Below are 13,389 nucleotides of genomic sequence, written 5' to 3' on the forward strand. Positions count from 1 at the left end.
GGCTCGGCGCAAAACGCAAGAACCTTACATCAGCGCCGGGACCGTGATTCTTTTCAGAATCCCCGGCCGCGCTGCCGATTCTTTTGTGTCGATGCCATGCTATGGCTAAAATGAGGGGATACCTGAGGGGCGAGACAGGCCAGGATCACGCCAAGGAAGGCGCCATCCTGATCCGTCAAGCGGCGCGCCATGTACAACATGGGCTTGCTCGTCTGCCGATCGGCCAGACGGGTTTCGATGAGCCCAAGAGATTCAACGATGTGCTCGGTCTGATCGGCAAGCGCCATCGCTATGGCCTGCACGCCGCTCCGCTCGCGGCCGATGACGATCCCCTGTTGGTGCCAGACCACGACGGTCGCGACGACGACAATGGCAAGGCAGGCGGCCATGCGCGCGGCAATCTGGAGATGGATCATCCCGAGCAGCCGCGTGAACAAGGCAGACGTAATTCGGAAGGCGGTCGCCATCTGACGGCTCTCTATATGCCATTCGTTCCGGCGGTCAACGATGGCTCTGGAGCGAAGTTCCAGTCGGCCATCACTGCCACCGGTGCGCGCAGCCGGTGGCCGAGGCCATGATCGACGTACGAGTTCGCACTTGTCAGCTCCCGTCCGCAACAAAACCCGGTCGTGGCTTCAATTGCGCCGAGGCGGCGATGGCGTCAATTCGATACGACAATATAAGACAAAATTGCACACTTTGCTTGAGCAACCCGTATCCTGGTGGCGGGCCGCACTCGGCCGCCTCGGTGCAGTGCCACCTGGCATGCCGGCAAGGCGGTGTTTCACGGCCTGTCCATTGCCGCCAGGATCATTTGGATAATACGGAAAGGACCGAGGTATGACCTGCATCCCGTTTCCTGCGATGAAGCGCCGGCTGATCGCGATCCTGCGCGGCCCGCGGCCGGAAGAGACGGAACGCATCGTTGGCACATTGATCGAATGCGGCTTCACCGCGATCGAAATCCCGCTCAATTCGCCGGATCCGTTCCGTTCGATTGAAATCGCCGTCAAAGCGGTTCCGGCCGATGTGCTGATCGGCGCCGGAACGGTGCTGACGCAGGATGCCGTTGACCAGCTGCATGACCTTGGCGCTCGCCTGCTCGTGGCGCCGAACATCGATCCGGAGATCATCGTTCGGGCGCGGGAAAAAGGCATGGTCACGATGCCTGGCGTCTTTACGCCGTCGGAGGCCCTGCTGGCTGCCAGGCTGGGCGCCTCCAGCCTAAAGTTCTTTCCGGCGAACGTTCTGGGACCATCGGGGATCACCGCAATCCGCGCGGTTCTGCCGCCAGACCAGCCGATCGCCGCCGTCGGAGGCGTTTCCGAACGGAACTTCGCTGAATATGTGAAGGCTGGCATTCATGCTTTTGGCCTTGGTTCCTGTCTTTACAAACCAGGTATGACGGTGAAGGAAGTCGCAGGGCGCGCGAAAGCGACGATCCAAGCCTACGACCTGGCCATTCAGGAGGGCATAGCGCCGGTTGCCGTGTAGGCCAAGCAGGGGCTGGCCAGGTCGCCGGGAACTTACCCTGTGGCACCATCAGCGAGGTTTCGCCAATGCGGCGGCTTCACCTGCGCCATCGGCTTCGATGCGAGCGCTGATTTCCTCGATGGTCGTTCGCTGCCGCATCGCCGCTTCCCGCAGCAGCCGATACGCAGCCGGCTCTGTCAGCCCATATGTTGTCATCAGGTGGGTTGATGCCGCGAGAATGCTCCGGCGGGCCTGGTCGCGTCGTTCTAGCCGAGCGATCAGTGCCAGAAGCTCCTGACGCTCAGCGGCATTATGAAAGCCCATGACGAGGGCGGTATAGACGCCACTTGAACGTATCGGTCGCAACAGGAAGGCAGCCGGCTGCTGCTGCAGCATCCATTCGAGCCGACCGGGCGTCTCGGCGCCGATGATGGCGATCAAGGGGATTGATCTGGCAAGCTCGGTCCGGTCTGAGAGATTGCCGCATCCGGTATCCACGTCGAAGAATACGACATCCGGTCGCCAGGCCGCGAGCAAAGGCGTCCAGTCCGTGTCGGCCTGGACCAGGAGTCCCAGCTTGGTCAGCCGCGCCTCGAGCATATGGCAGTCCTTATCGCCCGGACAAATGATCACCGCGCGTCTGTTGCGAAATGATACCATTGTCCACTCTGCTATTTGACAACCCGCAGGTGCGGCACCGTACCGCGCGGTGTCTCCTGCTGTCGAGGTCGCTTGTAGGACAGAGGCGCTTGATCCGTGTCCAGCCATACGAGGAACGGATCCGGCTTTACCGGTTGCGGCGCCTGCCAGAACACGTCGAATGTTCCTGCCGTGGTTGAGCGGGCCAGGCGCGGCGTAACGAAACAGTGATTACTTTCGGCATCGATGCGGATCGGCCCCTGCGGCGCATCGAAACGATCTGCGGAAACCGCCTTGCGTACTGCTGCGGCATCTGGCGTACCGGCGGTCTGGATTGCCCGCCCGAGAAGCATTGCGCAGACGTAACTCGACTCGGCGTCGGCGAAGGGGACCGCCGCAGGACCAAAAGCCGCTCTGTAGCGCTCGACGAACATCCGATTCCAATCGTTATGGAGGGTGGCGAAATAGGGTGAACAGGTGATATGCCCGGCGGCGGCCTGTGGACCGATCAGATGAAGCTCAGGTTCGCACAGACTGCAGCTCAGTACAGGCGGCAGGTTCACGCGCAGCCTCGCCCGATGATAGGCGCGGAAGAAGCTGTAGGCCGAATCACCAACCAATGTGTTGAAGATCACAGGTGGGCGCAACCGGACGATCTCGGCGATAATGAAGTCCATGCCGAGGTCGCCGAGCGGAACCAAACGCTCGGCCAGCAGCCTGCCTCCCGCAGCGGAAACCATCTCCTGCAGGACCCTGGTGGTTTCCCAGGTCCAGATATAGTTCGATCCGACACAATATGCCTCGGCGCTGATATGCCTTATCATGTGGTGTGCCAGCGGCACGATATGCTGGTTCGGTGCGGCTCCTACATAGATGACGTTGTCACTGCTCTCGAAGCCCTCATAGCGAGCGGCGTGCCAAAGCAGGGCGTTCGCCGCTTCGATCAATGGAAGCACCTGCCGCCTTGCTGCGGAGGTGTAGCAGCCGATGAAATGGCAAACCTTGTCCTTCTGCAACATCGATTCGCAGCATTGATAGTACCGCGCCGGATCACCGCCCGGATCGACAACCAGCGGCTCAAGAAGGAAATCAGTCGCCGTGGCATTGATCTGCTGAATTCCCAGCAGAGCGCCCTTCAGCATTTCCCGCCCGACTACGCCGTAAAACCCGGACTGCGAGTAGAGAAGACCAACCTTAATGCGCTGCGGTTGTTTGTTCCGATCCATGTTCGTGTGGGTCCGGACCAGCTGCTCGGCTGCCGAACTTCCTGCCGCAGATTGGCCGTGTCAATCCCAACTGCGTGAACACAAAGATCCTTGACAGCCAAGCGCCGATACAGAACACTCCCACTGAGTGCTGATAAAATCAATCCGGGACAATGACGTCCGCACTTGGATTGACATGGCTGACGCATTCATCCTTTGACGTCTCTAGGCAACGGTGCCTCACCGGATCCGAAACGCGGATCTGGCGGGGTTAATTTGCGTTCTTTGTTCGGAATATATTTGCGAGGACATATGCCGGTTGCGACGCCGACAGTACGCCAGATATTGGAGATTGCATCCAAGTACCGGCTCGACCTGACGGAGCAGGACGTGGCGGATTTCCGGCATGTCATCGAGCAAACCCTGGTCCCGTACCGACGCTTGGACGAATTGCCGGAGCCGACGCTGCCTGTTCATGTGCCACGGACGCCTGGATATCGTCCCAATACTGAAGAAAATCCCTACAACGCCTGGTACTGGAAGACCGACATTACCAGCGGCAAGCAAGGCTTGCTGAGCGGGAAGCGCATTGCGGTCAAGGACAACATCTGTGTCGCCGGCGTGCCGATGATGAACGGGTCGCAGTTGCTGGAAGGGTTCGTTCCCGACATAGACGCGACGATCGTGACGCGGATCCTGGATGCCGGCGGCACGATCGCCGGCAAGGCCGCTTGCGAAGACCTGTGCTTTTCCGGTGCGAGCCACACCTGTGCGACCGGTCCCATTCGCAACCCCCATAATCCAGGACACAGTGCCGGCGGCTCATCTGGCGGCAGCGCCGCCCTTGTCGCCGCCGGTGAGGTGCCGATGGCGCTTGGCGGCGATCAAGGCGGCTCCATTCGGACGCCGTCGAGCTGGTGCGGCGTCTATGGACTGAAGCCAACCTGGGGCCTTGTGCCAACCACAGGTTCCATGCCAATCGCCTATTCCGTCGATCATTGCGGTCCCATCTGTGCTGGCGTCGAGGACGTGGCCCGCATGCTTGCCGTGATCGCGGGCCATGATGGCTGGGACTCCCGGACAATCGCGGCGCAAACCGGCGATTACATGGCCGCCCTGGGACAGCAGGTCCGAGGGCTCCGCGTCGGCGTGATGCGGGAGGGTTTCGGTCATCCAGAAAGCGATGAGGCCGTTGACGCGAAGGTACGGGATGCCGCGCAGCGCATCGCATCCTTTGGCGCTGAGGTGCGCGAAATCTCGGTGCCGATGCATTATGACGGGCCGCCGATATGGAGCGGGATCATCCTGGAAGGCGCGGCCGAGATGATGATGAAGGGGCATGGCGTCGGGACTAACGTGCCGGGCTATTATCCACTCAAGATGCAGGAGGCTTTCGCGCGCGGATTCGATACGCGCCTCAATGACGCATCGGATACCGTGAAGCTGGTTCTGCTGCTGGGTGAATATCTCAATCGCAACTACCACAACCGCTACCACTCCAAGGCGCAAAATCTCAGGGTCCTGTTGCGCCAGGCCTATGATGAAGCGTTGCGTCAGGTTGACGTGCTGCTGATGCCGACCATTCCGTTCACGGCGACCGAAATTCCGTCCCGGGATGCGCCGCGAGCCGTTTCGATAGAACGGGCCCTGAATATGCAGGCCAATACCTGTCCATTCGACGTGTCTGGCAATCCCGCGTTTACAATTCCATGCGGGAATGTCAACGGGCTGCCTGTCGGAATGATGCTTGTCGGCCGTCATTTCGACGAAGCGACATTGATTCGCCTGGCGCATATGTTTGAGAAAAGCATGGACTGGCAAAAGAACTAGCACCGCAGGAGGGGAACATGGCACCCGAGGCTCTGCACTACATGGAACTGGTCGAACTGACGCGCCGGATGCATGCGAAGGAGATATCTCCTGTCGAGGCAACCAGGGCCGAGCTTGACCGGATCGCGATGCTGGACAAGTCGTTGCGTAGCTATGCCCTGGTGACGCCCGAGGCGGCGCTGGAACAGGCGCGGCAGGCCGAGGCCGAAATTAGTCGTAACGAAATCAAGGGGCCGCTGCATGGGGCGCCAATCGCCGTCAAGGATCTTTGCTGGACAGCGGGCGTAGCGACGGCCGCGGGCATGACGATCCATCGCGATTTCCGCCCGGACGAGGACGCAACGGTCGTGAGAAAGCTGCGGGCGGCAGGGGCGATTATCCTGGGCAAGCTGCAGCTGACGGAAGGCGCGTTTGCCGATCATCACCCGAAGATTCCTCCGCCGGTCAATCCATGGAATGCGGCGCATTGGCCTGGGGCGTCATCCAGCGGGTCGGGTGTCGCGACGGCAGCTGGGCTTTGCTACGCCTCGCTTGGATCCGACACCGGTGGTTCGATACGGTTTCCATCGGCCGCGAATGGCGTGACGGGCCTGAAACCGACTTGGGGACGGGTCAGCCGATATGGTGTCTTCGAGCTTGCCGCGACGTTGGACCATATCGGTCCGATGGCGCGCAGCGCTGCCGACACGGCCGCGATGCTGGGCGTGATCGCCGGTCGTGATGAAAAGGACCCGACGGCCAGCCTGGAACCGGTGCCGGATTACCTGGCCCGTATCGACGGCGGCATCCGTGGCCTGCGCATCGGTGTAGATGTGGAATGGAATCGCCGTGGGACCGACGCGACAATGGTGCGGGCCGTGAACGATGCAACGGAAATCGCACGCCAGCTTGGCGGCGAAATCCGGGAAGTTAAGGTCCCTGACCCATCAGCGGTCATCGCGGATTGGGTTCTGCATTGCGGGATCGAAACTGCGGTCGCGCATGAGGCGACCTATCCGGCGCGGAAATCCGAATACGGTCCTGCCCTGGCCGGCCTGATCGATGCGGGACGAGCAGCGTCAGCGATGGACTACCAGAAAATCCTGCTGCACCGGCATGATTTCAGTGGACGTCTTCGGGCGCTCTTCGAGACGATTGATCTTCTGCTGATTCCGGCCCAGGCATTCGCGTCACCGACAATGGCTGACATGGCTACGCTGGGCGAGGACCCCGAAAAGCTGGCAGCGCTGCTGAGGTACACCTGCCCGTTCGATGTCAGCGGCAGCCCGACCATTACGTTGCCATGCGGTTTCACACCGGCTGGCACGCCGATTGCTTGCCAGTTCGTGGCACCTCACTTCCGGGAAGAGATTCTGTTCAGGGCTGGAAAGGCTTATCAAAACGCAACGGACTGGCACCACCGCCATCCCGCCCTTGCGGAGAAATAGGATCGCAATCAAGCAGCGGAGAGCAACAATGAAAAGACGATCCATTCTCACAGGCGCTGCGGCGCTGCCGCTTTTCAGCATCGTGGGCCGTCACAGCGCGCTCGGCTCCGATCCCATCAAGATCGGTCTGCTGGAAGATATATCCGGTGACCTTGCCATGATGGGGCTACCGAAGCTGCACGGCTCGCAGTTGGCAGTGGAGGAGATCAACGGCAAGGGCGGGGTTCTCGGGCGAGAGATCGTGCTCATGCATCTTGACCCGCAGGGCGACAATGCCCGGTATCAGGAATTCGCCCGGCGGCTTCTGCAACGCGACAAAGTGGACCTGCTGATTGGCGGCATTACGTCTGCATCACGTGAAGCCATCCGCCCGATTGTCGATCGTTCCAGCGTGCTTTATTTCTACACGAACCAGTACGAGGGCGGTGTCTGCGACGCCAGCATGGTCAGTGTCGGCGCGGTTCCGGAGCAGCAGCTTTCGACGTTGATTCCCTGGATGGTTGAGCGTTTTGGCAAGCGAGTCTATACGGTTGCTGCCGACTATAACTTCGGGCACCTGTCGGCGGAATGGGGCCGCACGATTCTGAAACCGCTGAACGGTGAGATCGTGGGGGAAGAATTCATCCCGCTTGGGGTTTCACAGTTCGCGCAGACGATCCAGAATATCCAGAATGCGAAACCGGACTGGCTCTACATGCTCAATGTGGGAGCGGCGCAGGACTCATTTTTCGAACAGGCCGCGGCGGCCGGTCTCAACCTGCCGATGGGCAGCCCGATCAAGATCATGCTCGGCTTTGAACACAAGCGCTTTCCGCCGCCAGCACTGAACAATATGCACGCGGCCGCAAACTGGTTCGAGGAACTCGATACGCCAGCAGCCGTGGACTTCAAGAAGCGCTGGCATGCGAAGTTCCCGAACGAGCCCTATATCAACGATATGGGCTACAATGCCTATGTTGCGCTCTACATGTTCAGGATGCTGGCCGAGGGCGCCAAGTCGATCAAGCGGGACGAGATGCGAAAGGTCATCGATGAGGGCGGTGCCTGCATCGATGCGCCAGAGGGGCGGATCTGCATCGATCCCAAGAGCCAGCACACGTCCCACCATATGCGGTTGATTTCAGTTGATGCCCAGCACCACGTTCATATCGACAAGGACTTTGGTGTCATCCAACCCTACTGGCTCGGCCAGGTTGGCTGTGACCTGACCAAGCGGAACGACAAGGAGCAATACAGTCCTGATCATCTGCCCAAAGCAATGTAGCCAGGTGACTGAGGTTCCTGTTCCGATAGGAGAAGCGATCTGATGTTCGCGGACCTGTTTGCGTATTTCTACCAGTTCGCGGACGTCTTCGCGTTCCTTGTACTGTCGGCGGCTGGCCTTGCTGTGATCTTCGGCATGATGGGCATCATCAACATGGCCCATGGCGAATTCATCATGTGCGGCGCCTATGCGACGACCTTCGCCTATCATGCCGGATTGCCGCTGCCGCTTGCGCAGGCTTGTGGCGTGGTTGCGGCCGGCCTGATCGGAATCGTTCTGGAAGCGACGCTTATTCGGCCATTGTACAGTCGTCCCCTGGATTCACTGCTCGTCACCTGGGGCCTTGGCCTGATCGCGACGCAAGGCACGCTGATCGTTCTGGGCTCGTCGATGGCCGGCATCGGCACCCCGGGCGGTGGATTCCGGCTTGGCGGATATGGATTTTCCATATATCGCATGATTCTGTTTGCGGCGGCATTGTGCGTGCTTGCCTTCATTTATCTGCTGTTCAAGCGAACGCGGTTCGGCATCTACGCGAGAGCGACAATGCAGAACGCCAACATGGCGCAAGCGCTGGGTGTGCGACGCAACCGTATCTATGCACTCACATTCGGCATCGGAGCCGCACTGGCCGGCCTGTGCGGCGCGCTTTATGCGCCGACGATGACTCTGATCCCGACCATGGGAGCGACGTTCATCGTCGAGGCTTTCGTTACGGTGGTGGTGGGCGGTGCCAATGTGCTCCTCGGCACCGCACCCGCGGCCGTGGCCCTGGCGGTTACCCGAACAACTTTGAATGGGCTCTATGGACAGGTGTTTGGCCAGATTGGCCTGTTGCTTGCCGTCGTGCTGATCATCCGTGTGCTGCCGGAAGGCTTTTCCGGATGGCTTGCCAAACGCGCGAGCTGAGGGAACGTGATGCTGCATTTGCTGAATGGCCCACAGACCTTGGGAAACGGACGCGGGTTCTGGATAAGCGCCGGTTTCGTCCTCGCCGCAGCGCTGATTTATCCAGCCTTTGCGGATCCATATGACGTCGGCAATTTCGCTTACTTTCTGATCTGGGTCTTCATGGCGCTTGGCCTTTGCCTGATGTGGGGCTACGGCGGCATGCTGTCCTTCGGCCAGACGTTCTTCTTCGGGATCGGTGGCTACGCCTACGGTGTGTTTTCGGTGGACCTTGGCAACGCATACGGCATGGCGCTTGGCGATTTTGCCATGGCCGTGCTGCTGGCGGGGCTGGCAGCTGCGATCCTTGGATACCTGATGATTTACGGCCGGATTGGAGGCGTGTTCTTCGGAATCGTTACGCTATCTGTGACCCTGGCCCTGGCATTCTTTCTCGGTCAGACGGCGGGGCCGGAATGGGCGATCGGCGAGGCGCGGCTGAACGGCTTTAACGGCATGCAGGGCATGTCGCCGCTTTCGATTCCCTGGTTTGGCGGCGGCATCGATCTTGAGGAGACGGCACTGTACTATTTCGTATTGATACTTCTTGTCTGCACGTATCTGGCCCTGCGCGTGCTGGTCAACTCACGGGTTGGCAACGTTCTCGTTGCGGTAAGAGAGGATCCGCAGCGAACGGAACTGCTCGGCTACGACGTGCGGCGGTTCCAGTTCGGCGCCTTCGTGCTTGGCAGCATGCTCGCTGCCGTCAGCGGCGTACTCTATACGTCGTGGGGCCAGTTCATCACACCTTCAAGCATCGGCCTGCCCGCCGCGGCAATGCCGATCGTCTGGGTTGCGTTTTCCGGCCGATCTGACCTGACGGCGGTTCTGGTTGGTACCTTTGTCCTGCTGGCCGTGTTCCAGACCCTGACCATCTACAGCGAGCAGGCGGCGCTGATCCTGATGGGACTCATCCTGGTGGTGACCGTCATGGTGGCCCCGCAAGGCTGCTTTGTCGGGCTGAGCCGCATCGCCAACCGGCTACCCAAGCGGAACCGGACCCTGCGCGTGCCATCGGCGGAGCCGGGCTGAGATGGCGGCGCTTCTGGAAATCGCCGGTGCCAGCAAGAGCTTTGGTGGCGTGTTTGCTGTGGCAGACGTGGATCTGGCGGTGGAGGCCGGGGACATTCATTGTCTCATTGGTCCGAATGGCGCGGGTAAGAGCACTTTGTTCAAGCTTGTCGTCGGCACCTATCCTCCGACTGCGGGGCGGATCGTGTTCAAGGGCACCGACATTACCCAGGCAAAGTCGTTCGCCCGGGTTGCACAGGGCATGAGTATCAAGCTGCAGGCACCGAGCGTCTTCAAGGCTCTGACGGTAAGGCAAAACCTTCACATTGCTTTGCAGGATCACGTTGCCCGCCATGCGATCGGGACGGAAGAAGATCGTTTGCTGGAAACGCTTGGGCTGACGTCCGATGCGCATCGCCCGGCAGGACTGCTGTCGCACGGACAGCAGCAATGGCTGGAAATCGGCATGGCTCTCGCCCTTCGGCCTGTACTGCTGCTTCTTGATGAACCGACAGCCGGCCTGTCGTCGGACGAAACCTATCGAACCGGCGAACTCGTGAAGCGCCTGAACGCGGAAGGAACGACCATGCTGATCGTCGAGCACGACATGGCATTCGTGCGCCAGATCGCAACGGGCGTCACGGTGTTGCACCTGGGAAGGATCTTCGCGCGCGGCAGCATCGATGAGATCGTTTCGGACAGTCGCGTCGCTGAAATTTATCTGGGAACGCCGCATGGCCAGTGAAACCATCCTGAAGGTAGCCGGTCTGCACGCCAGCTACGATGCGACGCCGATCCTGCGTGGGATCAACCTTGAAGTTGGCGGCGGGGAAATCGTAGCGATCATCGGGCGCAACGGCGTCGGCAAGACCACGATGATGCGTTGCATGATCGGCCTGCTTCCGGCCGCCAGCGGCACCATCAGATACGCAGGGCGCGAAATTACAAGTTTGCCGGCGGATCGCCGGGCACGCCTGGGGATCGGCTATATTCCGCAAGGAAGGGATGTGTTCCCCCGGATGACGGTCGAGGAAAATCTGCAGGTAGGAGAACTGATCGGGCAGTCACGGCGTCCTCCGGCCACCGATCTCGTGTACGAATACTTCCCGATCCTGAAAGAGCGCCGGGACCAGTTAGCTGGGACAATGTCCGGGGGGCAGCAGCAGCAGCTTGCAATCGGCCGGGCCTTGATCGGCAGTCCGGACCTGTTGCTTCTGGATGAACCATCGGAAGGCGTTCAGCCGTCGATCGTCCAGATGATCTGCCGGGTGTTGCGCTCGATCCGGGACAGACATGGGACCACGATCGTGCTGGTCGAGCAGAATCTCGACACAATCCTGGCGCTGGCGGAACGGTGTCTGGTCATGGAGAAGGGGCAGATCATTGCGGAAATATCCGCCGGGCTTGTCACGCAGGACAGCGTGCGCCGGCATCTCCTGATCTAATATCGGGAGCGTTTAATGGCCGACGCAATCACAGTCATTTTCGATATTGCCTCGTTCACCTCCGTGATGGTGCTGATCGTGCTGGGTCTCGGCGTGATTGCCAGCATGATGGGTATCTTCAATTTCGCGCATGGCGAACTTGTTCTTCTCGGTGCCTATACCGTCTACCTGTCAGCCTCGGCAGGTCTGGGGCTGTGGTTTGGAATCCTGGCAGCGCCAGTCGCGGTGGGCTTGCTGGGCGTGGTGATGGAGCGTCTCATCATCAGGCGATTCTATGCCTCGCCAATCATCGCCATGCTCGGAACTTACGCAATCGGACTGGTGATACGGGAAATTGTCCGCGGCTTGCTCGGCGGCAATTACGTGTCGATTCCGGAACCGATAAGCGGTGCATTTACAATCGGCGGGATTAACTTCTCGATCTGGCGGACCATCATCATCCTGGCAACGCTGTCGGTTCTGCTGGCAAGCTGGTGGATGCTGGCGCGCACGCCGATTGGCCTGCGCATACGGGGTGCGCTGGAGAATCCGATGCTAGCGCGGACCTGCGGCATTTCCACAACCCGTCTGTACAGCCTGACCTTTGCGTTCGGGTCCGCGCTGGCCGGACTTGCGGGCGCTCTTATCGTTCCGCTTTATCAGCTATCGGCGGATATCGGCATCCGGTTTCTGGTGCAGGCTTTTCTGTCGGTCATGCTTGGTGGTGTAGGGACTTTTCAAGGACCCGTGCTTGGTGCGGGAACGGTCGGCGTGATGGCATCAGGCCTGCCTTGGTTGGTGCCACCGGTCCTGGCCGATCCGCTGGTGTTCCTGATTGCGCTGGTCATCGTCAAATTGCGGCCCCAAGGTTTCATTGCGGCCGGCCGTTCGTGAAGGGCAAGGATACGGGGGACAACATGAGTGCAACAAAACTGGCTTCCGGAATATCACGGCGAGGCATCCTGAGCGGCGCCGGGGCCTTGACAGCGGCCGGGTGGATCGGGAGCGTAACAAGCGGATGGCTCCTGCGGCCAGCCTGGGCTCATGCCGCGGGCCCGATCAAAATGGGGATCGCGACGGACATCACAGGCGCGATCGCGGCAGCTGGCAATTCAGACTGGCAGGTGGCGCAGTTCACGGTAGAGCGGATCAATAAGGATGGAGGCATCCAGGGCCGGCCAGTCGAACTGTTCCTTGAAGACACCGCATCGGACCCGAAGGTCGCCGTGGGCAACGTACGACGCCTGATACAAGAACGCAGGGTCGACGTCGTGCTGGGCGGCATCACCAGCGCCATGCGGCAGGCAATCAAGGATCCGATTGTCAACCGGGGCCGCACGCTGTACATTTACCCGCAGCTCTATGAAGGCCAGGAGTGTACCAAGGGCCTGTTCTGCACCGGCCCGACGCCGGCGCAGCAATGCGACAAGCTGATTCCCTATCTGATCAAGACGGTTGGCAAGAAGCGTTTTGCCATGCCCTCTGCCAACTATGTCTGGCCGCAGCTTCTCAACAAGTATGCGCGCAAGATGATCGAAGCCAACGGGGGCGAAGTTGTGTTCGAGGAGTATTATCCACTCGACCAGCCGGAATATTCCGCCACCATCAGCAAGATCAAGGACGGCAAGGTTGATTGCGTATTCAACACGGTGATTCCGCCAGGGCTGCAACCCTTCATGAAGCAGCTGTACGAATCGGGCTTCCAAAAGGACGGCGGCGTGGTGACCTGCGTGTATTTTGACGAGAACACCCTGAACTACCTACCTGCGGCCGAGATGGATGGGCTGTACAGCTGCCTGGAATATTTCCACACGGTAGACGATCCGTTCAGCAAGCAACTGCAGGAAGCCTATTCAAAACGGTTCCCGAATACGAAGTACCTGTTCACGGCGGGCTCTGCCGCGACAGGAATGTATCGCGGAATTAAATTCTACGAAGCGGCGGTCAAGGAAACCAAAGGCGATCTGCATCGCGATGCCGTGGCGGCTGCGATGGACCATGCTGTCATAGAGCATGGTCCCGGAGGCGGAGCCGCAATGGTGCCGGGTCATAGGCACTGCAAAATGAATATGTACACGGCCATGAGCAAGATAAATGGCGACAGGCCATATTACCAGATAGTCGACAAGGCCAACATGGTGGATCCACGGGAGTGCTAGGAAGAGCGA

At 60.0% G+C, this 13,389-nt stretch carries 13 protein-coding genes; 10 read left to right on the forward strand and 3 right to left on the reverse strand.

Features of this window, described 5'->3' with window-relative positions; translation table 11 throughout:
- Window positions 1-53: 53 nt before the first annotated feature.
- A complete protein-coding gene (locus CCS01_RS13225; RefSeq protein WP_104519288.1) occupies window positions 54-467 on the reverse strand; it encodes a PDC sensor domain-containing protein in 414 nt (137 codons plus the stop codon).
- Between the two features lie 373 nt (window positions 468-840).
- Between CCS01_RS13225 and CCS01_RS13230 the strand changes: the two genes are divergently transcribed.
- Window positions 841-1,494: a 2-dehydro-3-deoxy-6-phosphogalactonate aldolase gene (locus CCS01_RS13230; protein ID WP_104519289.1), complete on the forward strand. Its 654-nt coding sequence runs from the start codon at window positions 841-843 to the stop codon at window positions 1,492-1,494.
- Window positions 1,495-1,542: 48 nt separating this feature from the next.
- On the opposite strand, the gene CCS01_RS13235 is transcribed toward CCS01_RS13230, so the two are convergent.
- Window positions 1,543-2,241, reverse strand: a complete 699-nt coding sequence (locus CCS01_RS13235) for an ANTAR domain-containing response regulator (RefSeq protein ID WP_104519290.1) — start codon at window positions 2,239-2,241, stop codon at window positions 1,543-1,545.
- Window positions 2,145-3,338 (reverse strand): transporter substrate-binding domain-containing protein, encoded by a 1,194-nt coding sequence (locus tag CCS01_RS13240; RefSeq protein WP_104519291.1) that lies wholly within the window; start codon window positions 3,336-3,338, stop codon window positions 2,145-2,147. The genes CCS01_RS13235 and CCS01_RS13240 overlap by 97 nt, the downstream gene beginning before the upstream one ends.
- Before the next feature lie 291 nt (window positions 3,339-3,629).
- Between CCS01_RS13240 and CCS01_RS13245 the strand changes: the two genes are divergently transcribed.
- The 9 genes from CCS01_RS13245 to CCS01_RS13285 are packed head-to-tail and all read left to right on the forward strand — an operon-like array spanning window position 3,630 to window position 13,380.
- Window positions 3,630-5,147 carry an amidase gene (locus tag CCS01_RS13245; protein ID WP_104519292.1) on the forward strand — a complete coding sequence of 506 codons (1,518 nt, stop codon included), beginning with the start codon at window positions 3,630-3,632 and terminating at the stop codon, window positions 5,145-5,147.
- Between the two features lie 17 nt (window positions 5,148-5,164).
- Window positions 5,165-6,574: an amidase gene (locus tag CCS01_RS13250; RefSeq protein ID WP_104519293.1), complete on the forward strand. Its 1,410-nt coding sequence runs from the start codon at window positions 5,165-5,167 to the stop codon at window positions 6,572-6,574.
- Between the two features lie 28 nt (window positions 6,575-6,602).
- Window positions 6,603-7,838: an urea ABC transporter substrate-binding protein gene (locus CCS01_RS13255; RefSeq protein ID WP_104519294.1), complete on the forward strand. Its 1,236-nt coding sequence runs from the start codon at window positions 6,603-6,605 to the stop codon at window positions 7,836-7,838.
- Window positions 7,839-7,880: 42 nt separating this feature from the next.
- Complete coding sequence (locus tag CCS01_RS13260; protein ID WP_104519295.1) at window positions 7,881-8,747, forward strand: ABC transporter permease subunit; 867 nt, start codon at window positions 7,881-7,883, stop codon at window positions 8,745-8,747.
- 9 nt (window positions 8,748-8,756) lie between these two features.
- Window positions 8,757-9,818 carry a branched-chain amino acid ABC transporter permease gene (locus CCS01_RS13265; RefSeq protein WP_104519296.1) on the forward strand — a complete coding sequence of 354 codons (1,062 nt, stop codon included), beginning with the start codon at window positions 8,757-8,759 and terminating at the stop codon, window positions 9,816-9,818.
- Between the two features lies 1 nt (window position 9,819).
- Window positions 9,820-10,542, forward strand: a complete 723-nt coding sequence (locus tag CCS01_RS13270) for an ABC transporter ATP-binding protein (protein WP_104519297.1) — start codon at window positions 9,820-9,822, stop codon at window positions 10,540-10,542.
- A complete protein-coding gene (locus CCS01_RS13275; RefSeq protein ID WP_193540135.1) occupies window positions 10,532-11,242 on the forward strand; it encodes an ABC transporter ATP-binding protein in 711 nt (236 codons plus the stop codon). The genes CCS01_RS13270 and CCS01_RS13275 overlap by 11 nt, the downstream gene beginning before the upstream one ends.
- Before the next feature lie 15 nt (window positions 11,243-11,257).
- On the forward strand, window positions 11,258-12,115 hold the full coding sequence (locus CCS01_RS13280) for a branched-chain amino acid ABC transporter permease (RefSeq protein ID WP_104519298.1): 858 nt from the start codon (window positions 11,258-11,260) through the stop codon (window positions 12,113-12,115).
- A gap of 23 nt (window positions 12,116-12,138) precedes the next feature.
- Window positions 12,139-13,380, forward strand: coding sequence for a substrate-binding protein (locus tag CCS01_RS13285; RefSeq protein ID WP_104519299.1), 1,242 nt, complete (start codon window positions 12,139-12,141; stop codon window positions 13,378-13,380).
- The last annotated feature ends 9 nt before the right edge of the window (window positions 13,381-13,389 follow it).

The sequence above is a fragment of the Rhodopila globiformis genome, assembly GCF_002937115.1.
In the GTDB taxonomy this organism is placed as follows: Bacteria; Pseudomonadota; Alphaproteobacteria; order Acetobacterales; family Acetobacteraceae; genus Rhodopila; species Rhodopila globiformis.